17 protein-coding genes are annotated in these 19786 nt (G+C 66.1%); 9 read left to right on the top strand and 8 right to left on the bottom strand.

Features of this window, described 5'->3' with window-relative positions; translation table 11 throughout:
• Nucleotides 1-40: 40 nt before the first annotated feature.
• The 5 genes from CFB82_RS20575 to CFB82_RS20555 form a co-directional block, all read right to left on the bottom strand.
• Nucleotides 41-244 (bottom strand): hypothetical protein, encoded by a 204-nt coding sequence (locus CFB82_RS20575; protein ID WP_039339629.1) that lies wholly within the window; start codon nt 242-244, stop codon nt 41-43.
• Nucleotides 245-580: 336 nt separating this feature from the next.
• Entirely contained in the window at nt 581-2578 is a 1998-nt protein-coding gene (locus CFB82_RS20570; protein WP_089485069.1) for an acetyl/propionyl/methylcrotonyl-CoA carboxylase subunit alpha, read from the bottom strand.
• A gap of 45 nt (nt 2579-2623) precedes the next feature.
• Nucleotides 2624-3409 carry an enoyl-CoA hydratase/isomerase family protein gene (locus CFB82_RS20565; RefSeq protein ID WP_089485068.1) on the bottom strand — a complete coding sequence of 262 codons (786 nt, stop codon included), beginning with the start codon at nt 3407-3409 and terminating at the stop codon, nt 2624-2626.
• A 19-nt stretch (nt 3410-3428) separates the two neighbouring features.
• A complete protein-coding gene (locus CFB82_RS20560; protein ID WP_089448307.1) occupies nt 3429-5036 on the bottom strand; it encodes a carboxyl transferase domain-containing protein in 1608 nt (535 codons plus the stop codon).
• Nucleotides 5037-5067: 31 nt separating this feature from the next.
• Nucleotides 5068-6249, bottom strand: coding sequence for an isovaleryl-CoA dehydrogenase (locus tag CFB82_RS20555; RefSeq protein ID WP_039339638.1), 1182 nt, complete (start codon nt 6247-6249; stop codon nt 5068-5070).
• 170 nt (nt 6250-6419) lie between these two features.
• On the opposite strand from CFB82_RS20555, the gene CFB82_RS20545 reads away from it, so the two are divergent.
• Nucleotides 6420-7166: a TetR/AcrR family transcriptional regulator gene (locus CFB82_RS20545; RefSeq protein ID WP_069252471.1), complete on the top strand. Its 747-nt coding sequence runs from the start codon at nt 6420-6422 to the stop codon at nt 7164-7166.
• A 46-nt stretch (nt 7167-7212) separates the two neighbouring features.
• Here CFB82_RS20545 and CFB82_RS20540 read toward each other — a convergent pair whose 3' ends face one another.
• A complete protein-coding gene (locus tag CFB82_RS20540; protein WP_089485246.1) occupies nt 7213-7701 on the bottom strand; it encodes a MarR family winged helix-turn-helix transcriptional regulator in 489 nt (162 codons plus the stop codon).
• 201 nt (nt 7702-7902) lie between these two features.
• Here CFB82_RS20540 and CFB82_RS20535 point away from each other — a divergent pair, with 201 nt between their 5' ends.
• The 5 genes from CFB82_RS20535 to CFB82_RS20515 all read left to right on the top strand — a co-directional run bounded on the left by CFB82_RS20535 (nt 7903) and on the right by CFB82_RS20515 (nt 13754).
• Nucleotides 7903-8982, top strand: a complete 1080-nt coding sequence (locus CFB82_RS20535) for an aromatic ring-hydroxylating dioxygenase subunit alpha (RefSeq protein WP_089485067.1) — start codon at nt 7903-7905, stop codon at nt 8980-8982.
• Complete coding sequence (locus tag CFB82_RS20530; RefSeq protein ID WP_089485066.1) at nt 8979-9944, top strand: PDR/VanB family oxidoreductase; 966 nt, start codon at nt 8979-8981, stop codon at nt 9942-9944. Before CFB82_RS20535 ends, CFB82_RS20530 begins: the two co-directional genes overlap by 4 nt.
• 49 nt (nt 9945-9993) lie before the next feature.
• Nucleotides 9994-11055: a Rieske 2Fe-2S domain-containing protein gene (locus CFB82_RS20525; RefSeq protein ID WP_089485065.1), complete on the top strand. Its 1062-nt coding sequence runs from the start codon at nt 9994-9996 to the stop codon at nt 11053-11055.
• Between the two features lie 158 nt (nt 11056-11213).
• Nucleotides 11214-12557, top strand: a complete 1344-nt coding sequence (locus CFB82_RS20520) for an MFS transporter (protein ID WP_089485064.1) — start codon at nt 11214-11216, stop codon at nt 12555-12557.
• Between the two features lie 102 nt (nt 12558-12659).
• Nucleotides 12660-13754 carry a porin gene (locus CFB82_RS20515; RefSeq protein WP_089485063.1) on the top strand — a complete coding sequence of 365 codons (1095 nt, stop codon included), beginning with the start codon at nt 12660-12662 and terminating at the stop codon, nt 13752-13754.
• A 26-nt stretch (nt 13755-13780) separates the two neighbouring features.
• Here CFB82_RS20515 and CFB82_RS20510 read toward each other — a convergent pair whose 3' ends face one another.
• The gene (locus tag CFB82_RS20510) at nt 13781-14227 is read right to left on the bottom strand and encodes a hypothetical protein (protein ID WP_089485062.1); all 447 of its coding nucleotides are present in this window, start codon (nt 14225-14227) and stop codon (nt 13781-13783) included.
• Nucleotides 14228-14643: 416 nt separating this feature from the next.
• Between CFB82_RS20510 and CFB82_RS20505 the strand changes: the two genes are divergently transcribed.
• The 3 genes from CFB82_RS20505 (at nt 14644) to CFB82_RS20495 (ending at nt 19285) form a co-directional block, all read left to right on the top strand.
• Nucleotides 14644-16812, top strand: coding sequence for a TonB-dependent siderophore receptor (locus CFB82_RS20505; RefSeq protein WP_089485061.1), 2169 nt, complete (start codon nt 14644-14646; stop codon nt 16810-16812).
• 591 nt (nt 16813-17403) lie between these two features.
• Entirely contained in the window at nt 17404-17745 is a 342-nt protein-coding gene (locus tag CFB82_RS44575; protein WP_089485060.1) for a YiiD C-terminal domain-containing protein, read from the top strand.
• Between the two features lie 337 nt (nt 17746-18082).
• Entirely contained in the window at nt 18083-19285 is a 1203-nt protein-coding gene (locus CFB82_RS20495; RefSeq protein WP_089485059.1) for a multidrug effflux MFS transporter, read from the top strand.
• 37 nt (nt 19286-19322) lie between these two features.
• Here CFB82_RS20495 and CFB82_RS20490 read toward each other — a convergent pair whose 3' ends face one another.
• Nucleotides 19323-19637: a substrate-binding domain-containing protein gene (locus CFB82_RS20490; RefSeq protein ID WP_256990393.1), complete on the bottom strand. Its 315-nt coding sequence runs from the start codon at nt 19635-19637 to the stop codon at nt 19323-19325.
• Nucleotides 19638-19786: the final 149 nt, after the last annotated feature.

Raw genomic sequence — 19786 nt, 5'->3', positions numbered from 1 at the left:
TGGTTGCTCTTGATTGGATTTCTGGTGGAAACGGCCGGGATCAGGAAGCGGGCGAGGAGGCAGGTGCGGTGAAACCGGGCGGGCAGTGCATCTGCGCGGTGGCGACCACGCCGCCGCCGCAGGCGGCCTTCTGCTGCGCGACGGGTGCGGCGGGTGCGGTCACGTCGTCGTTGCAGGCGCCGAGGAGTGCGGTCAGCGCGATCAGACCAGCGACCGCGAAGGGCCGTAGGGCCGAGTTTCGCATAACGTCTCTCCGTGGATGTGATGACGTGACACAGGCGCGGGTGCGCACCGGTCATATCGACGGCGAGATGCTAATTTCGACGTGTTACACGATGGTGTCGTGTGGCGGGAGAAAATCGCTGTGCATGCGGGCAAAAACACGCATGGTGCGGAATATGCGGCACGACATGTCATCAGCGCCAGCGAGTGCGTAATTCAATCGAAAGCTTCGTACTGCTGCCGCTTGTCGATGCGATCCAGGCGGTGCCGTCGCAACCACCGGCGCGCGGTGAATCGCGACGCGGTCGCGGTTTGAGCGGGCCGGCAGCCGCCGGCCCGTGTACGACGAAAGCGCTGCTCAGCCTTCCGCCATCATCAGCAACTGCGCGCCATCCGACACCTGGTCGCCGACGCCGAACAACACTTCCGCGACCACGCCCGCGCTCGGCGCGCCGATCGTGTGCTCCATCTTCATCGCTTCCATCACGATCAGCGGCGTGCCGGCTTCGACCTTCTGGCCGGGCTCGACCAGCACCGCGATCACCTTGCCGGGCATCGGCGCGGTCAGGCGGCCACCGCCCTGCTCCACGTCACCTGCATGCGCGAGCAGGTTGCGCCATTCGAACGTCTCCCCCACGCCCTGCGTGAACACGTGGAAGTGGTCGCCGTCCGCATACACGCGGCCGCTGCTGCGCACGCCGCCGAGCGTCACGTCGAAATCGAGCGGCGTGGCGCCACGTGTCCACGCGAACGGCTGCGCGGCGGCGTCGCCGATCGCGAGGCGCGTACCCGCGCCGTCGTCCTCGTACGTGACCGTCACGTCCGCTTCGCGCTCGGCCGCGTGCCATTCGAGCGTGCGGCGATAGCCGCCGTTCAGCCGCCAGTCCGGCAGCGCGCCCCACGGCGACGAACCCTGTGCGGTCGCGCCGCGTTCGCGCGCGAGCAGCGCCGCGCATGCGAGCGCAAGCATCGCGCGCGGCGGCTCCTGCGGCGCGAACAGCGCGTCGTGGTTGCGCTCGATCAGGCCCGTGTCGAGATCGGCCGTCGCGAACGGTGCGCACGCAACGATCCGCTGCAGGAACGCGGCGTTCGTGTGCAGGCCGACCACTTCACAGGCACGCAATGCGCGCAGCATCAGGCTCAGCGCTTCCGCACGGTCCGCGCCATGGACGATCAGCTTCGCGATCATCGGATCGTAGAACGGCGTGATCGCATCGCCTTCGCGCACGCCGCTGTCGACGCGCACGGATGCGCCGATCGCGAACTCGACGCCGGCCGGCAGCCGCAGGTGCTTCAGCGTGCCCGTCGACGGCAGGAAGCCGCGCGCCGGGTTCTCCGCATACAGGCGCGCCTCGAGTGCATGCCCCTGCACGCGCAGTTCGTCCTGCTTCAGCGGCAGCGGCTCGCCCGATGCGACGCGCAGTTGCCATTCGACGAGATCGAGCCCCGTGACCATCTCGGTCACCGGGTGCTCGACCTGCAGGCGCGTGTTCATTTCCATGAAGTAGAACGCTTCGCCCGTCATGATGAATTCGACGGTGCCCGCGCCGACGTAATTCACCGCACGCGCGGCCGCGACGGCCGCTTCACCCATCGCCTGGCGCACATCGTCGTGCAAACCGGGCGCCGGTGCTTCCTCGAGCACCTTCTGGTGACGGCGCTGCACCGAACAGTCGCGGTCGAACAGGTACACGGTATTGCCGTGCGTGTCGCCGAACACCTGCACCTCGACGTGGCGCGGGCGCGTCAGGTATTTCTCGATCAGCACGCGATCGTTGCCGAAACTGCTCGCGGCTTCACGCTGGCACGATGCGAGCGCCGCCGGGAAATCGTCGGAGCGCTCGACCACGCGCATCCCCTTGCCGCCGCCGCCCGCGCTCGCCTTCAGCAGCACCGGATAGCCGATCGCGTCGGCTTCGCGATGCAGGTTGGACGCGTCCTGGTCGTCACCGTGATAGCCGGGCACGAGCGGCACGGCCGCCGCGTGCATCAGCGCCTTCGCGGCGGCCTTCGACCCCATCGCCGCGATCGCGTCGACCGGCGGCCCGATGAAGACGATGCCGGCCGCTTCGCACGCATGCGCGAAATCTTCGTTCTCCGACAGAAAGCCGTAGCCGGGGTGGATCGCCTGCGCGCCGGTGGCGCGCGCGGCTTCGATGATGCGCTCGATGCGCAGGTAGCTGTCCGCGGCGGCCGAGCCGCCGATGTGCACGGCTTCGTCGCATGCGGCCACGTGTTTCGCGTTCGCGTCCGCGTCGGAATAGACGGCAACGCTCGCGATCCCGAGACGTTTGCACGTCGCGGCGACGCGGCACGCGATTTCGCCGCGGTTGGCGATCAGAATCTTGTCGAACATGGCTTCGGTGTCGTCCGGAAAGAGGGGGTCACGCGCGCTGCGCGATCATTCACGCCACGACGGCGTGCGCTTTTCGAGGAAGGACGCAATCCCTTCGCGCGCTTCCGCGCCGGCGCGGGTGCGCGCGATCCAGTCGGCGGTCTGCTCGATCAGCGTCGCGTCGAGCGGCCGGCCGGCGACGTCGGCGACGAGCCGCTTGCACGCCTTCACCGCGTCGGGGCCGTTCGCGACGAGCGTCACGGCCAGCTTCGCGACGGTTTCGTCGAGCGCATCGGCCGGCACCGCGTCGTGAATGAAGCCGAGCGACGCCGCACGCGCGCTGTCGAACACCTCGGCCGTGGTGAAGTAGCGGCGCGACGCGCGCTCGCCCATCGCGCGCACCACGTACGGCGCGATCGTCGCGGGGATCAGCCCGAGCCGCGCTTCCGACAGGCAGAACTTCACGCCGTCGGCGGCGATCGCGATGTCGGCCGCCGCCACCAGGCCCACGCCGCCCGCATACGCGTCGCCATGCACGCGCGCGATCACCGGCTTGCCGCAGCGATGGATCGCCTCGAGCATCCGCGCGAGCTTGCGCGCATCGGCACGGTTCTCGTCGTCCGAGTAACCGGCCATCTTCTTCATCCAGTTCAGGTCCGCGCCCGCGCAGAACGCCGCGCCTTCCGCGGCGAGCACGATCGCGCGCACGCCTTCGTGCGCGTCGAGCCATTCGAACGCGGTGGTCAGCTCGGCGATCGTCGTCTCGTTGAACGCGTTGCGCACGTCGGGACGCGCGAGCGTGACAGTCGCCACGCGGCCGGCTTCGCTTACCTTGATCGTTTCGTATCGCATCGTTCAGCCCTCCCGGCCGTTACATGCGGAACACGCCGAAGCGTGTGTCTTCGATCGGCGCGTTCATCGACGCGGCGAGGCCGAGGCCCAGCACGTCACGCGTCTGCGCGGGGTCGATCACGCCGTCGTCCCACAACCGTGCGCTCGCGTAATACGGATGGCCCTGGCGCTCGTACTGGTCGCGGATCGGCTGCTTGAACGCATCCTCTTCCTCGGCCGACCACGAACCGCCCTTCGCCTCGATGCCGTCGCGACGCACCGTCGCGAGCACCGACGCTGCCTGCTCGCCGCCCATCACCGAGATGCGTGCGTTCGGCCACATCCACAGGAAGCGCGGACCGAATGCGCGACCGCACATCCCGTAGTTGCCGGCGCCGAACGAGCCGCCGATGATCACCGTGAACTTCGGCACCTTCGCGTTCGACACGGCCGTCACCATCTTCGCGCCGTGCCGCGCGATGCCTTCGTTCTCGTACTTGCGCCCGACCATGAAGCCCGTGATGTTCTGCAGGAACACGAGCGGAATCTTGCGCTGGCAGCACAGCTCGATGAAATGCGCGCCCTTCACGGCCGATTCGGAGAACAGGATGCCGTTGTTCGCGACGATCCCGACCGGGTGGCCCCAGATGTGCGCGAAGCCCGTGACGAGCGTCGTGCCGTAGCGCGCCTTGAATTCGTCGAACTCGGAATCGTCGACGATGCGCGCGATCACCTCGCGCACGTCGAACGGCTTGCGCGTATCGACCGGAATTACGCCGTACAGGCTCTTCGCGTCGTAGCGCGGCGGCTTCGGCTCGCGCAGCGCGACCGGCGACGCGATCTTCGGCGCGAGGTGACTGACGATGTTGCGCGCGATCGACAGCGCATGCGCGTCGTTCTGCGCGAGATGGTCGGCCACGCCCGACAGGCGCGTATGCACGTCGCCGCCGCCGAGATCCTCGGCGCTCACTTCCTCGCCGGTCGCGGCCTTCACGAGCGGTGGCCCGCCGAGGAAAATCGTGCCCTGCTCCTTCACGATGATCGACTCGTCGCTCATCGCGGGCACGTACGCGCCGCCCGCCGTGCACGAGCCCATCACGACGGCGATCTGCGCGATCCCCGCCGCCGACATCGTCGCCTGGTTGAAGAAGATGCGGCCGAAGTGGTCGCGATCGGGAAACACGTCGTCCTGGTTCGGCAGGTTCGCGCCGCCCGAATCGACGAGGTACACGCACGGCAGCCGGTTTTCCGCGGCGATTTCCTGCGCGCGCACGTGCTTCTTCACGGTGACCGGGTAGTAGGTGCCGCCCTTGACCGTCGCGTCGTTGCACACGATCACGCATTCGCGGCCGGCGATCCGGCCGATCCCGGTGATGACGCCGGCGCCCGGCGCATCGTCGTTGTACATGCCGTTCGCCGCGAGCTGCGAGAACTCGAGGAACGGCGCACCCGGATCGAGCAGTTGCGCGATGCGGTCGCGCGGCAGCAGCTTGCCGCGCGACAGGTGCTTGTCGCGCGCGGCCTGGCCGCCACCCTGCGCGAGCTGTTCGATCTTCGCGCGCAGGTCGGCGACGACCGCCTCGAGCGCGGCGGCATTCGCGCGGAAGTCTTCCGAGCGCGGATTCAGTTTCGATTCGATGATCGGCATCGACGGGGCTCCGTTCGCGTGACGTGGGGCGTTACATCGTTTCCGCGAACAGCTCGCGGCCGATCAGCATCCGGCGGATCTCGCTCGTGCCGGCGCCGATCTCGTACAGCTTCGCATCGCGCCACAGGCGCCCGACCGGGTATTCGTTGATGTAGCCGTTGCCGCCGAGGATCTGGATCGCCTCGCCGGCCATCCACGTCGCCTTCTCGGCGGTGTAGAGGATCACGCCCGCGCAGTCCTTGCGCACCTGGCGGATGTGGTCGCTGCCGGCCGAGTCGAGATGGCGGCCGACCGCGTACAGGTACGCACGACAGGCCTGGAACGTGGTGTACATGTCGGCGACCTTGCCCTGGATCAGCTGGAATTCGCCGATCGCCTGGCCGAACTGCTTGCGGTCGTGGATGTACGGCACCACCGCGTCGAGGCACGCGGCCATGATGCCCGTCGGGCCGCCGGACAGCACCGCGCGTTCGTAGTCGAGGCCGCTCATCAGCACCTTCACGCCGCCGTTGAGCTGGCCGAGGATGTTCTCCTCCGGCACTTCGACGTCCTGGAACACCAGCTCGCCCGTGTGCGAGCCGCGCATGCCGAGCTTGTCGAGCTTCTGCGCGACCGAGAAGCCCTTCATCCCCTTCTCGACGATGAACGCGGTGATGCCGCGCGAGTTGGCTTCGACGTCCGTCTTCGCGTAGACGACGAGCGTGTCGCAATCGGGGCCATTGGTGATCCACATCTTCGTGCCGTTCAGCACGTAGCGATCGCCGCGCTTGTCGGCGCGCAGCTTCATGCTGACGACGTCGGAGCCGGCGTTCGGCTCGCTCATCGCAAGCGCGCCGATGTGTTCGCCCGACACGAGCTTCGGCAGGTATTTCTGCTTTTGCGCTTCCGTGCCGTTGCGGTGGATCTGGTTCACGCACAGGTTCGAGTGCGCGCCGTACGACAGGCCGATCGATGCCGATGCGCGCGAGATCTCCTCCATCGCGACCATGTGCGCGGTGTAGCCCATGTTCGCGCCGCCGTATTCCTCGGCCACCGTCATGCCGAGCACGCCGAGATCGCCGAACTTCTTCCACAGATCCATCGGAAACTGGTCGGTGCGGTCGACCTCGGCCGCGCGCGGCGTGATTTCCTTCGCCGCGAACGTCGCGACGGCGTCGCGCAGCATCTCGATGTCTTCACCGAGCATGAATTGCACACCGGGCAGGTTGATCATGTCTCCTCCGTCTCCAGAAAGTGTGTGGCACTCACCGATTTCTGAGTTTCGCTCAGATCGAATGAATGCGTAGATTCATTGACCAATACAGCGTAAATTTTGCACAGTTTCGCGCCTCGCCGGGTTCGGCGTCAATATTTTTTTGAGTGACACTCAGATATCATGCCGGGATGACCGCCGCTACCGCCGACACCATGACCGCCACCGTCAAAGCCGACCGCGCCGACACGTCGCGCGCGCCCGCCGGGCGCAAATCCCAGCAACGCGTGCAGGACATTCTGCGCGCCGGCCGGGAAGTGTTCGCCGAAAAAGGTTACGAGCATGCGACGGCCGCCGAGATCGCGCAGCGCGTGGGCGTGTCGGAGGCGACGGTGTTCAGCTATTTCCGCGGCAAGCGCGAGCTGTGCGCGCGCGTCATCGCGGATTGGTACGACGAAAACATCGCCGCATTCGAGGAAGGGATGCCGCAGGACGCATCGGTGCAGCAGCAGTTCGCGTTCATCGTGCGCACCCATCTGCGGCTGATGCTGGTGAACGGCACGGGCCTGTGCGCGCTGGTGCTGTCGGAAGGCCGCGCGAAGCAGCATGCGCTGAGCGACGAGCTCACCGCACTGCAGCGCCGCTATACCGCGCCGCTGATGGACGTGCTCGCGCGCGGCCAGGCGGCCGGGCAAGTGCGTACCGACCTGCCGCTGAGCCTGCTGCGTTCGATGGTGTTCGGGCCGATCGAGCACGTCCTGTGGGATGCGATCCTCGGGCACCGCAAGCTCGATGCGGAAACGACGGCCACGCAGCTCGTCGACATGCTGTGGGCGGCCGTGCAACCGCCGGCGCCGGAACAGGCGGCGCTCGTGCGCTTCAGGAACGAAGTGGCGGAAGCCGTGCGGCGGCTGGAAGGCGAAAGCACGCGCGGGTGACGCGCGGCGGGCAGCGCGCCCGCCGCCGTCGCGGGGTTCGAGGGCGCTACGACTCGTCGCTGACGCGCAGCGGCGCGCGGCTCTGCTCGTTGTTCAAATGGACGAACTTGCGCAACAGCCGCATCAGTTCCTGCGAATCGTCCTCGCCCATTCCGTCGAACAGGCCGGCCCGCAGTTCCTTCACCGACGGAATCAGGTGCGTGAGCAGTTCGACGCCCGCCGGCGTCAGCAGCAAGCGGCGCTGCCGCCGCGGCAGCACTTCGCGCACGATCAATCCTTTCGCTTCGAGCCGGACCGCGAGATCGGCGGTGGTCGACGTATCGAGCGCCACCCGCTGCGCGAGTGTCACCTGGTCGAGCCCCGGATTCTCGTAGAGCATCCGCAGGACCGCGTACTGCACGGGCGTCACGTCCCGGCCCAGTTTCTCGTAGAACATCGCGACCGCGATCTGGTGGGCGCGCCGGATCAGGTGCCCGGGTTCGTCGTACAGATCGAGCGGGAAAGCCGGCAGGTCGGCGGGATTCGTTTTTTCCATGAATGAGTCGATGACATAGGCGGCGCGCGCCGTTGCACGCGCCGACGGCATGGCGCTGCCTCGCGCCATTTCCCGGGAAAACCAGTATACCGCTCGCCTTGTTTCCGCCAATCTCGATGAGTACACTGAATCTCATTCAGTACACGGAATGAAGATCGGGCCGCCTCCCCGGCGGCACCGCCCCCGAAGGAGACAAGGAACATGTTTCTCAAGAACGCGTGGTACGTGGCGTGCACACCCGATGACATCGACGGCAAGCCGCTGGGCCGCAAGATCTGCAACGAGTCGATGGTGTTTTACCGCGCGGCGGATGGCCAGGTCGCCGCGCTCGAGGACTTCTGCCCGCACCGTGGCGCGCCGCTGTCACTGGGATTCGTGCGCGACGGCGTACTCGTGTGCGGCTATCACGGGCTGGAAATGGGCTGCAACGGCAAGGCGACCGGCATGCCGGGCCAGCGTGTCGGCGGTTTCCCGCCGATTCGCAGTTTCCCGGTGGTGGAGCGATACGGATTCATCTGGGTCTGGCCGGGCGATGCGTCGGCAGCCGATCCCGCGAAACTGCCCGCGCTGGCGTGGGCCGAGGATCCGGCCTGGGCCCACGGCGGCGGCCTGTATCACATCCGCTGCGACTACCGGCTGATGATCGACAACCTGATGGACCTCACGCACGAGACCTACGTGCATGCGACGAGCATCGGCCAGAAGGAAATCGACGAAGCGCCGCCGAAGACCACCAGCCACGGCGACGAAGTCGTCACGAGCCGCTTCATGGAGAACGTGATGCCGCCGCCGTTCTGGCAGATGGCGCTGCGCGGCAACGGGCTGGCCGACGACGTGCCGGTCGACCGCTGGCAGATCTGCCGCTTCACGCCGCCGAGCCACGTGATGATCGAAGTCGGTGTCGCGCACGCGGGCCACGGCGGCTACGACGCGCCGGCCGAATGGAAGGCGTCGTCGATCGTGGTCGATTTCATCACGCCCGAGACGGACACCTCGATCTGGTACTTCTGGGGGATGGCGCGCAACTTCCGGCCCGACGATCACGCACTGACCGCCGAGATCCGCGAAGGCCAGGGCAAGATTTTCGCCGAGGATCTCGAGATGCTCGAGCGCCAGCAGCTCAACCTCGAGAAATGGCCGGACCGCCAACTGCTCAAACTCAACATCGACGCCGGCGGCGTGCTGTCGCGCAAGGTGATCGACCGGCTGCTCGCCGCCGAAACCGCCGTGAGCCCGCAGCGGCCCGTGATTCCGGTCGCGCACGTCAAGGAGGCGTCATGAGCGCGGCGACCCGGACGGTGCGAGTCGCTCGCAAGTGGCAGGAAGCGCGCGACATCTACGGCTTCGAATTCGTCAGCGACGACGGCTCGCCATTGCCGCATTTCGACGCCGGCGCCCATATCGACGTGCATCTGCCGGGCGGGCTCGTGCGCCAGTACTCGCTGTGCAACCACCCGGAGCAACGCGATCGCTATCAGATCGCGGTGCTGCGCGAGGCGGACGGCCGCGGCGGGTCGCGCGCGATTCACGACGAAGTCCGGCAAGGCGATACCGTGCGGATCGGCGTGCCGCGCAATCAGTTTCCGCTCGCCCCCGACGCGCCGCACCACCTGCTGCTCGCAGGCGGGATCGGCGTCACGCCGATCCTCAGCATGGCGGAACGGTTGTTCTCGTCCGGCAGCGCGTTCGACATGCATTATTGCGCGCGCTCGACCGACCGCATGGCCTTCGTCGAGCGGATCAACGCGGCCGGGTTCCACGATCGCGCCCGCTTCCACGTCGACGACGGCGCGCCCGAGCAACGATTCGACCTGGCCGCCGTGCTCGCCGCGGCGCCCGAAGGCACGCACCTGTACGTATGCGGGCCGCGCGGCTTCATGGATGCGGTGTTGAACGCCGCGCGCGAGCGCAACTGGGCAGAAGCGCGACTGCACTACGAGTTCTTCGGCGGCGTGGTTGCACCGTCCGGCGCGGATCGCGCGTTCCAGGTCCGGATCGCGAGCAGCGGCCAGGTGATCGACGTGCCGGCCGAATGCACGGTCATCGCGGCGCTGGCGGCAAACGGCGTCGACGTGCTGACGTCGTGCGAGCAAGGCGTGTGCGGCACGTGCTTGACACGCGTGCTGCAAGGCGAGCCCGATCACCGCGATACGTATCTGACCGACGAGGAAAAAGCCGCCGGCGACCAGTTCATGCCCTGCTGCTCGCGAGCACGAACCGACCTGCTGGTACTCGATCTGTAGACGGACACGCCCGACCCGAGGCGGCCCACCACAATACTGGAGACGATCAATGGAGCAACCTGCCCGTCCATCAATCAAGACTGCTAAATTCCCGGTTGACCGATGGTGGGTCGCCGCGTTGTCATCCGAACTGACGGATAAACCCGTCGCCCGCACGCTGCTAGGCCATCCGGTCGTCCTGTTCCGGTTGCCGTCCGGGGAAGTCGGTGCGCTGGAGGATCGCTGCTGCCACAAGTCGCTGCCGCTGTCGTGCGGCTCGCTCGAAGCGCGCGGCCTGCGCTGCGGCTATCACGGCCTGCTGTTCGACCGCGGCGGTGCATGCGTGGAGATTCCCGGGCAGGACCGGATTCCGGCGAAGGCGTGCGTGTCGTCGTATCCGGTGCAGGAGCAGGACGCGATCGTGTGGATCTGGATCGGTGCCGACGCGCACGCTCAACCGACCTGCGCGCCGCCCCGCTACGCATTCCATACGGATCCGCAATACCGGTTCGGCGGCGGCCATTACCATTACGACGCGCCGTATCAACTGATTCACGACAACCTGATGGACCTGAGCCACCTCGGCTATGTCCATCTGAAAACGATCGGCGGCGACGCGCCGCTGCACATGGGCGCGGAAACCCGCGTCAGCAGCGACGGCGACACGGTGACACTGGTTCGCCGGATGCCGGATTCCGACCCGCCGCCGACCTACACCGCCGCATGGCCGTTCGCGGCCCGCGTCGATCGCTGGCAGGAAATCGAGTTCCACGTGTCGCACATCCGGATCTGGACCGGCGCGATCGACGCCGGCACCGGCGACCTGCGCGATCCGGCACGCGGCGGCCTTCACATGCGCGGCTTCCACGGCATCACGCCCGAAACGGAAACGACGACGCACTACTTCTGGACCGTCGCGACCAATCCGCAACACGACGTCGAGCGCGTCGCGCAAACGGTCATCGAGCAATCCGCGGCGACGTTCGACGAGGACAAGACCGTGATCGAAGCGCAATACCGGAATCAGCTGCGGTTCCCGGACGGCCGACAGATCGACATTCATGGCGACGCGGGCCCCAATCGCGCGCGGCGCGTGATCGAGCGGCTGCTGCTGCACCCCGAACCCGCGTAAGCATCGTGCCGGCGCACTAGCGGTGCCTGCCGGCCGCGGCGGGTGTTCCCCCGGAGATGCCCGTCGGCCCGCGCATTCGCTTTCGTCGCATTCGCTACCGCCGGCTTCGATGCCATTCCATTTGATTAGTCATACTATTTTCATGAAGGATCTTTGACGTGAGCGCAAATATCCGCAATACGATCGACGAATCCCCGATGAGCGCGTTCCAGACGATGGCGGTCACGGCCTGCGTCGTGCTGAACATGCTCGATGGATTCGATGTGCTGGCCATCGCGTTTGCCGCGCCGCACCTGGCGGCCGAATGGAAACTGAGCGGCAAGGAAATCGGCCTGCTGCTGAGTGCCGGGCTGGCCGGCATGGGCATCGGCTCGGTGCTGATCGCGCCGCTGGCCGACCGCGTCGGCCGCCGCCGCATCATCCTGCTCTGCCTCGCCGTGATCTCGACCGGGATGCTCGCCTGCGCGGCCACGCACGGCACGCTGCAACTCGCCGTCACGCGTGCTTACACGGGGCTCGGCATCGGCGGCATGCTGGCGAGCCTGACCGTCATCAGCGGCGAGTACGCATCGAACAAATGGCGCAGCGCCGCGATCGGCATGCAGTCGACCGGCTACGCGATCGGCGCCACCGCCGGCGGCGTCATCGCCGGCTACCTGCTGTCGACGTGGGGATGGCGCAGCGTGTTCGCGTTCGGCGGCGTCCTGACCTTGCTGTCGATCCCGATGGTGCTCGCACTGCTGCCGGAATCGCTCGATTTCCTGCTGGCGAGGCGTCCGGACCACGCGCTGCAGAAAATCAACCGCATCCTCGCGAGAATGAAGCGCGCACCGATCGACTCGCTGCCGGCCGCGGCCTCGTCCATCGGCACGGCAAGCCCCGCGTCGAGCTGGACGGCCGTGCTGCGCGCACCGCTCGCGCGCCGCACGATCGCGTTGTGGATCGCGTTCTTCCTCGTGATGGGCAGCTTCTACTTCGTCGTGAGCTGGACGCCGAAGCTGCTGGTCCAGGCCGGGCTGTCGGCATCGCAAGGCGTCACCGGCGGCGTACTGCTCAACCTCGGCGGCATTGCGGGCGCCTCACTCTTCAGCCTGCTGTCGACGCGTGTCGGCCTGCGCAACCTGTTGGGCGCGACCCTGCTGCTCGGCGGTGCGCTGATGGTCGTGTTCGGCGCGAACACGGGCTCGCTCGGCATCGGGATGACCGTCGCGGTATGCCTCGGCGCCGTGATCAATGCGTGCGTGGCCGGCATGTATGCGCTTTCGCCGACGCCGTACCCCGCCGAAATCCGCACGACCGGCATCGGCCTCGCGGTCGGCATCGGCCGCCTCGGCGCGATCCTGTCGCCGATGACGGTCGGTGCGTTGCTGGACGACGGCTGGTCCGTGCCCCATCTCTATCTCGCGTTCCTCGTGCCGATGGCCGGCGCGGCAATCGCCGTCGTCATGGCGGGCTCGCGTGCCGCGGCGCCGCGCCGGCAGCGCGACCCGGCGATCTCGTAACACGCGACGCCAGCAGTCCTGCCGATACCCGTCGGCACCCCGGATACATCCGGGTTACCATAAAAATCGATAAGCACAGCTACATACTGTTTGGAGACAGTCATGAAAAGGAAACCGGGCGTCGCATTCGCGACGGCAATGGCGCTGGCCGGACCGGCCTGCGCGCAAAGCAGTGTCACGCTGTACGGGATCATCGATACCGGCGTGTCCTACTACAACAACGCCGCGCACGGCGGATCCTTCACGGGCATGCCGACGCTGACCGGCGAGGTGCCGTCACGGTGGGGGCTGAGAGGCACGGAGGATCTCGGCGGCGGCTACCAGGCCTTCTTCGTGCTCGAAAACGGCTTCCAGCCCGGCACCGGCGCACTGAACTACGGCGGGCGCCTGTTCGGGCGACAGGCAAACGTCGGCGTGAACGGTCCGTTCGGCGCGCTGACCCTCGGCCGCCAGATGAACATGTCGATGATCGTGCTGACCAATGCCGACGTGATCGGCCCGTCGATTCACTCGATGGCGGATTTCGATTCCTATCTGCCGAACGCGCGCAGCGACAATGCGATCGGCTACAAGGGCACGTTCCACGGCGTGACGCTCGGCGCCACCTACAGCTTCGGCCGCGACGCGGCCGGGCCGGCAGGGCCGTCGGCGACGGGCTGTGCCGGACAGGTGCCCGGTGACATCGTCGCCTGCCGCCAGTACACGGCGATGCTCGCGTATGACGCGAGCAACTTCGGGCTCGCCGCGTCGCACGACGTGATGCGCGGCGGCGGCGGCGCGCTCGCCCCGCCGAACAATCCGGCGTACACCGACACGCGCGACATCGTCGCCGGCTACGTGAAGATCGGCCCCGCGAAACTCGGCGCCGGATGGATCCGCCGCAACCTCGCGGCAGCCGAACACCTGCAGGCGGATATCGTGTTCGCCGGCGGCACGTACTATGCGACGCCCTACCTTGCGCTCGACCTTCAGGGCGTACGCTACCTGCAACGCCGCGAAAACAGCGAAGGCGGCACGAATGCCACGCTGCTCGTCGGCCGCGCGAACTATTTCCTGTCGAAGCGGACGACCGTCTATACGTCGGTGGGCTACATGTTCAACAGCACGCTGGCGGCGAACGCGGTCGCCGCCGGCGGGACTGTCGGGACCGGGATGAACCAGCTCGGCGTGATGGCCGGCATCCAGCAGAAGTTCTGAACGCCGGCCCCCACGCCGGCGCGGGGTCAGTTGGCAAGCCGGCAGTGCGAGAGCTTCAACCCCGGCAGCACCGGCGCATCGACATAGCCCTCGTTCACGCAGCTGAAGCGGAACGCCGACGACGTGACGAACGGCTTGATCTCGCCGCCGGGGAATTTCGGCTTCAGCGCATCCTGGTCGGCCACGTCGAAATGCGTGTCGAACTGCTCGCCGTCCTTCGTCAGCGCGCCGAAATAGGTGCCGCCCGGATCGCTGCCCATCCGGATCACGGCGCCGACGAACACGAGTCGCTTGCCGTCGTACTTCGTCTTCGCGGCGGCCATGTCCTGCGTATAGGCCTCGATCACGGCGCCGTAATGCGCATCGATCGCGGGCTCGGTGTCCGACGCGGCGCAGGCGCTCTGGTGAACGCCCGCCAGCATCGTGCATGCCGCAAGCGCGGCCGCCGCGAACGGCGCGGAAATTTTTCGCATGGGTGGTCTCCCGTCTAGCGTGGTGGTTGAAGTGATGGAATACGGCGCTTCGCCGGCTGCCCGGCGCAACGCCCGATGAATTCGCTTCCGTTGCTTTAATCGTTCGAATGGCGGAACACGGCTGCGATCACTTCACCACCCGCATGGTCGTGTGCGGTGCGCAGCGTCGCGCTGAACGCGACGTGACAGGAAGATGACATGGTGCGGCCCCCGGCTCTCTCATTGAATTTCACTGCGTCTGATTTTGGTCGCTACGGTAGCAGACGGCCAACGGCCCGGCAACCAAGCCCCGTATGCCACCGCTCATTTCATCACAATTGCAAGTGATTCTCATTACATATATTATTCGCGTCCTGGCCGTGGCGAAACGCTGCGGCCCGCGCCCCGATCCTTAGCACTCCGTCCTGCATCGATTCATGCCATCCCGTCGAACACCCCGCCGCGCCCGGACCCTGCGCCCGTGGCGCACGAGCCTGCCTGCCCTGGTCACCCTGTGCGTCGCGAGCGGCACGCATGCATCCGCAGCCGAGCCCGCCACCGCTGCCACCACGCCCGTGACGCCGGCCGCGCGCGAACTCCCGGCCATCAGCGTCAGCGCATCGGCAACCGCCGATCCGACGGTCGGCTATCAGCCGCGCACCACGAGCATCGCGGGCGGCGACAACCGTTCGATCAAGGAGATTCCGCAATCGGTCGCGGTGGTCAGCAGCAGCGTGATGCAGGACCAGCAGGCGCGCACGCTCGACGACGTGCTCGGCAACATCAGCGGCGTCACGCAGACGAACACGCTCGGCGGCACGCGCGACGCGTTCATCAAGCGCGGCTTCGGGTCGAACAACGACGGCTCCGTGCTCGTCGACGGCGTGCGCACGCCGGTGCTGCACAGCTATCTGGCGACGATCGACCGCGTCGAAGTGCTGAAGGGCCCCGCGTCGCTGCTTTACGGGATGCAGGATCCGGGCGGCGTGATCAACCTCGTCACGCGCAAGCCGGAAGACACGTTCGGCGGCTCGATCTCGGCCTCGCGCACCAGCCACGGCGGCGGCAGCGCGACCTTCGATCTCACGGGCCCGCTCGGCAAGCCGGGCCAGGTCGCGGGCGGCACGCTCGCGTTCCGTCTGACCGGCCAGTACGACACGAGCCGCTACTGGCGCAGCTTCGGCCGCCAGCGCGATGCATTGATCGCACCCGCGCTGTCGTGGCACGACGCGAACACGTCGATCGACGTCAGCTACCAGTACGTCGACTACACGACGCCGTTCGATCGCGGCACCGTGCTCGTGAACGGCCAGCTCGACGATGCGCTGCGCTACCGCCGCTACGAGGAAGCGTGGTCGCAGAGCACGGGCATCCAGGAAACGCTGCGTGCACGCGTCGAGCACCGCTTCTCCGATGCGTGGCGCGTGCGCGCAACCTACGGCTGGGGCCGCGATCGCTACGACCAAACCATCACCCGCGCCACCGCGTTCAACAGTTCGACCGGCGCACTGACGCGCTCGTCCGATGCGAACCTCGGGCGCAACGACTCCGACCAGATCGCGACGCTCGGCCTGCTCGGCAACGTGACGCTCGCCGGGATGCACCACGCGATCTACATCGGCGGCGAATACGAGCGTCAGCGCAGCTTCCGCGGCGACACGATCCGCGGCAAGGCGACGAAGGGCTTCACTCTCTACGATCCCGTGTACGACCTGCTCGCACCGGGCGGCATACCCAACCCGAAGCAAAGCGATTCGCGCTCGGTGGTGCATGCGTATTCGACGATCGTGCAGGACTCGGTGAAGCTCACCGACCGGCTCACCGCGGTGGGCGGGCTGCGCTGGGAAAACTGGCAGCAGGAATCGGGGATGGGGCGGCCGTTCGTGTTCGCCGACCGCTCGCGCGGCACCGTGTGGCTGCCGCAGTTCGGCCTCGCGTACGCGCTCACGCCGGCGTTGACCGCCTACGCGAACGTGAGCCGCTCGTTCAAGCCGAACGTCGCCACGAACGTCGCGGCGCCGCTCGCACCGGAATACGGTCGCGTGCTCGAGGCCGGGCTGAAATTCAGCCTGAGGCCGGCGATCACCGGCACGCTCGCGGTCTACCAGATCGACAAGCGCAACGTCGCGGTCACGGTCGGCGATCTGACGTCGACGATCGGCACCGCGCGCTCGCGCGGGATCGAGCTCGACGTCGCGGGGCAGATCACGCGCCACCTGAGCGTGATCGGCACCTATGCGTACACGAATGCGACCGATCGTGACAGCAACACGCCGCTAACCAACGTTGCGCGCCATACGGGCAGCCTCTTCGCGGTATACGACACGGCGATCGCGAACCTGCCCGGCCGCTGGCGCTTCGGCGGCGGCGCACGGCTGGTCGGTGCGCGCTCTGGTGACACCGCGAACAGCTTCACGCTGCCCGGCTACGTGACCGTCGACGCGTTCGCGGCCTACGAAACGACGATCGGCAAGTTCCCGACGCGCTTCCAGCTCAACGTGAAGAACCTGCTCGACAAGACCTACTACCCGTCGAGCAACAACAACCTGATCATCGCGGTCGGCGAGCCGCGGCTCGTCACGCTGACGACGACGGTGTCGTTCTGATGCGCTGATGGTCTGTGATGCGTGCGTGGGCTGGCCGGCAAGCGGCGGCCCATGCTCAATACCTGCATCGACAGGGCCGCTCTCGTCGCGGCCACTCGTTCCGCATTTATCGCGATCTCTGCGAAGACGGCGAACTGCATTCGTTTCCGAGTACGACTCAGGCTCCATCCTTGACCTCACTGTCGGGCCCTCGCTCGTCAAAGAGGAATGCCTTTCTTGTTCTGCAACCAGGAAATCAACTTGGTGAAGCAAAACATCCATGGCATCTTGCTAGCGCGCGCCCCATCGATATCGGGATGCGTCGGCCATCAGAAGGCCGAACGAGTACGAAAAATGGTCTTCACCCAATAAATCTCTGTCCGATTTTTACACCAAACCACGAAACGGGCACTCCTCGTATGCGTTAATGCGAAGCATCCCCGATGCCTTGACGCCCCCCATCAAGGCAATTTTTTCGCACCCTACTCATATCCACCCCATATGACGAACTCGACGAATGTTCGCGACATAGAGAAATATTTGATCAAAGCGATGCCGATGACAGAAAGCATCGGATTCAGCATTAAATCATTCTCTAAAATAAAAGTATAAATATCTGCGCCACTCGACAAAAACATCAATCATTGCGGCACTGCATTTGGCGGAAGCATCAGTGTCCTGGCAATCCTGTCCGCATGGTGCCTGGCATGGGCCAATGTGCGAGAGGAGTCCTTCGAAGGGGACGTCATTATATGTAGCCACAGCATCAAATTCACAAATTCAATTTCCGGCGACATCCACTCCATCTCAGATTCAAGGCATTCCGATTGGCAAGATTTTCGACGAAAAATTGCGCGAAGAGGTAGCGCGAAAATTGATGTGGCGTCCCGCATTTATTCCAATGAAATTGAGGCCGCTACATTCTCTGGATCATTCGCGTTTATAAAAAGATAGACACTTTACGTATCCTGATCCGCCAGTCAGAGCTTCACGGATTCGTTAACGACGGCGGCAATTTCGCGCGCGCTGCGATGAGCAACGACGACGTGCCGCGCTGCAAGTTTCCAACGACCGCGCCGGGCTTCGGCTAATCGGTGTCCTGCACAACACCCCGCGCCGCCCTCCACACTCCTCCCCGCCCCCTTCGCCGCCTGCAAAAACGCATCCGAGCGATGCAATTCCGCCCGCTCCCGAACCGCATCGCACACCGTATGATCGCCCCGGCCTTTTCTCAGGGCGGCTCAATGCGCGTTGCCCTCTCCTCGCGCTCCGCCCCAACTACCCAGCGAACATGTCCCACTTCTCACTCATCCTCGTCGTCTCCCTGTTGAGCGCCTTTGGCCTGATCGCGTCCGACGTCTACCTGCCCGCGATGCCGTCGATGGCCCACGCGTTTTCGATCGGTGCGTGGCAGATGCCGCAAACGGTATCGGCGTACCTGATCGCGCTCGCCTGTGCGCAGCTGTTCTACGGCCCGTTCTCCGATCGATGGGGACGCAAACCGGTGCTGACGGTCGGCATCCTCGTATACATCCTGGGCTCGATCGGCTGCGCAAGCGCCAGCGGCTTCGCGAGCTTTCTCGGCTGGCGCGTGCTCGAAGCGCTCGGCGCGGCGTCCGGGCTCGTCATCGGACGCGCGATCATCGCAGACACCTGCGACAAGCACGCATCCGCGAAGGTCTACGGCATCGTGTATCCGCTCGTGTCGCTATCTCCGGCGATCGCGCCCGCGATCGGCGGATATCTGGCGGCTTGGTTCGGATGGCGCAGCGATTTCATGTTCGTCGCCGCGTTTGGCGCGGTCGCGCTCGTGCTCGTCCAGCTTCTCCTGAAGGAAACGCGGCCTGCCGTCGCGCCGGGGCAACCTCACGCCGCGCCGTTGGCCGGCTTCGCCGACGTGCTCGGGGATCGGGCATTCATCCGGTACATGCTCGTCGTCTGCGCGATCTATTGCGCGTGGTTCGTCTACCTGACGCAGTCGCCGTTCATCTTCTCCGGCCTGGGCCTGTCGGAACAGCAAAGCGGCTGGCTTTATCTGCCGCTGACCGCCGGCATCATTGCCGCCAACATGCTGTCGCGCCGCATGCTCGACCGGATGTCCTACGACGCGATCGTCGTAGCCGGCGTCGGCTGCTTCGTGGCCGGCGGCATCGCGTTCGCCCTGTGCGAATCGTGGCACGTCAAGGGCATCATCGCGATCGTGTTGCCGATGTTCGTCGTCAGCCTGTCCAACGGATCGTCGCTGTCGCTCGCCGTCTCGGGCGCCATCGCGAGCGAACACGGGCGCGCGGCCACGGCGTCCGGGCTCGTCGGCTTCTTCCAGATCGGCAGTGCGTCGCTCGCGGCCACCGTGTCCGGCGGCCTGCTCGGTACCGGCAGCCATGTGCTCGCGACGGCCATCCCGTTCTTCGCGATCGTCGCGGCGATCGCGATCGTGCCTCGCTGGTATGCCGCGCGACGCACGCTGTCGATGCGCAAGACCCCGCCGCGTTAAGCGCAAGGCACTGCCCCGGTGTGAGTCCGACCGCTAGCTATCGATAGCGGTCGAATGAAGCGGCAATCTCGGCGGTGACGGCCCGAACGCGCGCGGTCCGGTTCAGGTCCGTATGCGACACGAGCCAGACCTGATACGGCGCGGCTCGCGACCGGTCGGGCCGGATTCGCACGAGCGAATCATCCCCTTGCGCCATGTACACCGGCAATTCGCCGATGCCGATGCCCGACCGGATCGACGTGGCCAGCATCAGGCTCGAACTCACTTGCGCAACGATGCGCCCGCGTTCCATCGACTCGCCGCACAGCGTGTCGCCCTGGTTGGACGTGATGGAAGGTTGATAAGCTCTCAACAGAAAGTAAATCTATAATTTGATCCGAATCCTTGAAGGACCGTATCGACGTCTTCTTCAAGGGTTTGGATGTCACGCGCCTTGAAGGCCAGCCACTCATATTTCATCTTGTGCCACAGTTTCTCGATGCGATTGAGCTCCGGGCTGTA

Source organism: Burkholderia sp. HI2714 (assembly GCF_002223085.1).
Classification (GTDB): Bacteria; Pseudomonadota; Gammaproteobacteria; order Burkholderiales; family Burkholderiaceae; genus Burkholderia; species Burkholderia lata_D.
Note: the sequence above shows the minus strand (reverse complement) of the source record. Positions and strands in the feature narration are given on the sequence as shown.

Excerpts from the sequence above, each read along its gene's own strand:
- CFB82_RS20575 (WP_039339629.1), bottom strand. The coding sequence starts at position 244 with ATGCGAAACTCGGCCCTACGGCCCTTCGCGGTCGCTGGTCTGATCGCG.
- CFB82_RS20570 (WP_089485069.1), bottom strand. The coding sequence starts at position 2,578 with ATGTTCGACAAGATTCTGATCGCCAACCGCGGCGAAATCGCGTGCCGC.
- CFB82_RS20565 (WP_089485068.1), bottom strand. The coding sequence starts at position 3,409 with ATGCGATACGAAACGATCAAGGTAAGCGAAGCCGGCCGCGTGGCGACT.
- CFB82_RS20560 (WP_089448307.1), bottom strand. The coding sequence starts at position 5,036 with ATGCCGATCATCGAATCGAAACTGAATCCGCGCTCGGAAGACTTCCGC.
- CFB82_RS20555 (WP_039339638.1), bottom strand. The coding sequence starts at position 6,249 with ATGATCAACCTGCCCGGTGTGCAATTCATGCTCGGTGAAGACATCGAG.
- CFB82_RS20545 (WP_069252471.1), top strand. The coding sequence starts at position 6,420 with ATGACCGCCGCTACCGCCGACACCATGACCGCCACCGTCAAAGCCGAC.
- CFB82_RS20540 (WP_089485246.1), bottom strand. The coding sequence starts at position 7,701 with ATGGAAAAAACGAATCCCGCCGACCTGCCGGCTTTCCCGCTCGATCTG.
- CFB82_RS20535 (WP_089485067.1), top strand. The coding sequence starts at position 7,903 with ATGTTTCTCAAGAACGCGTGGTACGTGGCGTGCACACCCGATGACATC.
- CFB82_RS20530 (WP_089485066.1), top strand. The coding sequence starts at position 8,979 with ATGAGCGCGGCGACCCGGACGGTGCGAGTCGCTCGCAAGTGGCAGGAA.
- CFB82_RS20525 (WP_089485065.1), top strand. The coding sequence starts at position 9,994 with ATGGAGCAACCTGCCCGTCCATCAATCAAGACTGCTAAATTCCCGGTT.
- CFB82_RS20515 (WP_089485063.1), top strand. The coding sequence starts at position 12,660 with ATGAAAAGGAAACCGGGCGTCGCATTCGCGACGGCAATGGCGCTGGCC.
- CFB82_RS20510 (WP_089485062.1), bottom strand. The coding sequence starts at position 14,227 with ATGCGAAAAATTTCCGCGCCGTTCGCGGCGGCCGCGCTTGCGGCATGC.
- CFB82_RS20505 (WP_089485061.1), top strand. The coding sequence starts at position 14,644 with ATGCCATCCCGTCGAACACCCCGCCGCGCCCGGACCCTGCGCCCGTGG.
- CFB82_RS20495 (WP_089485059.1), top strand. The coding sequence starts at position 18,083 with ATGTCCCACTTCTCACTCATCCTCGTCGTCTCCCTGTTGAGCGCCTTT.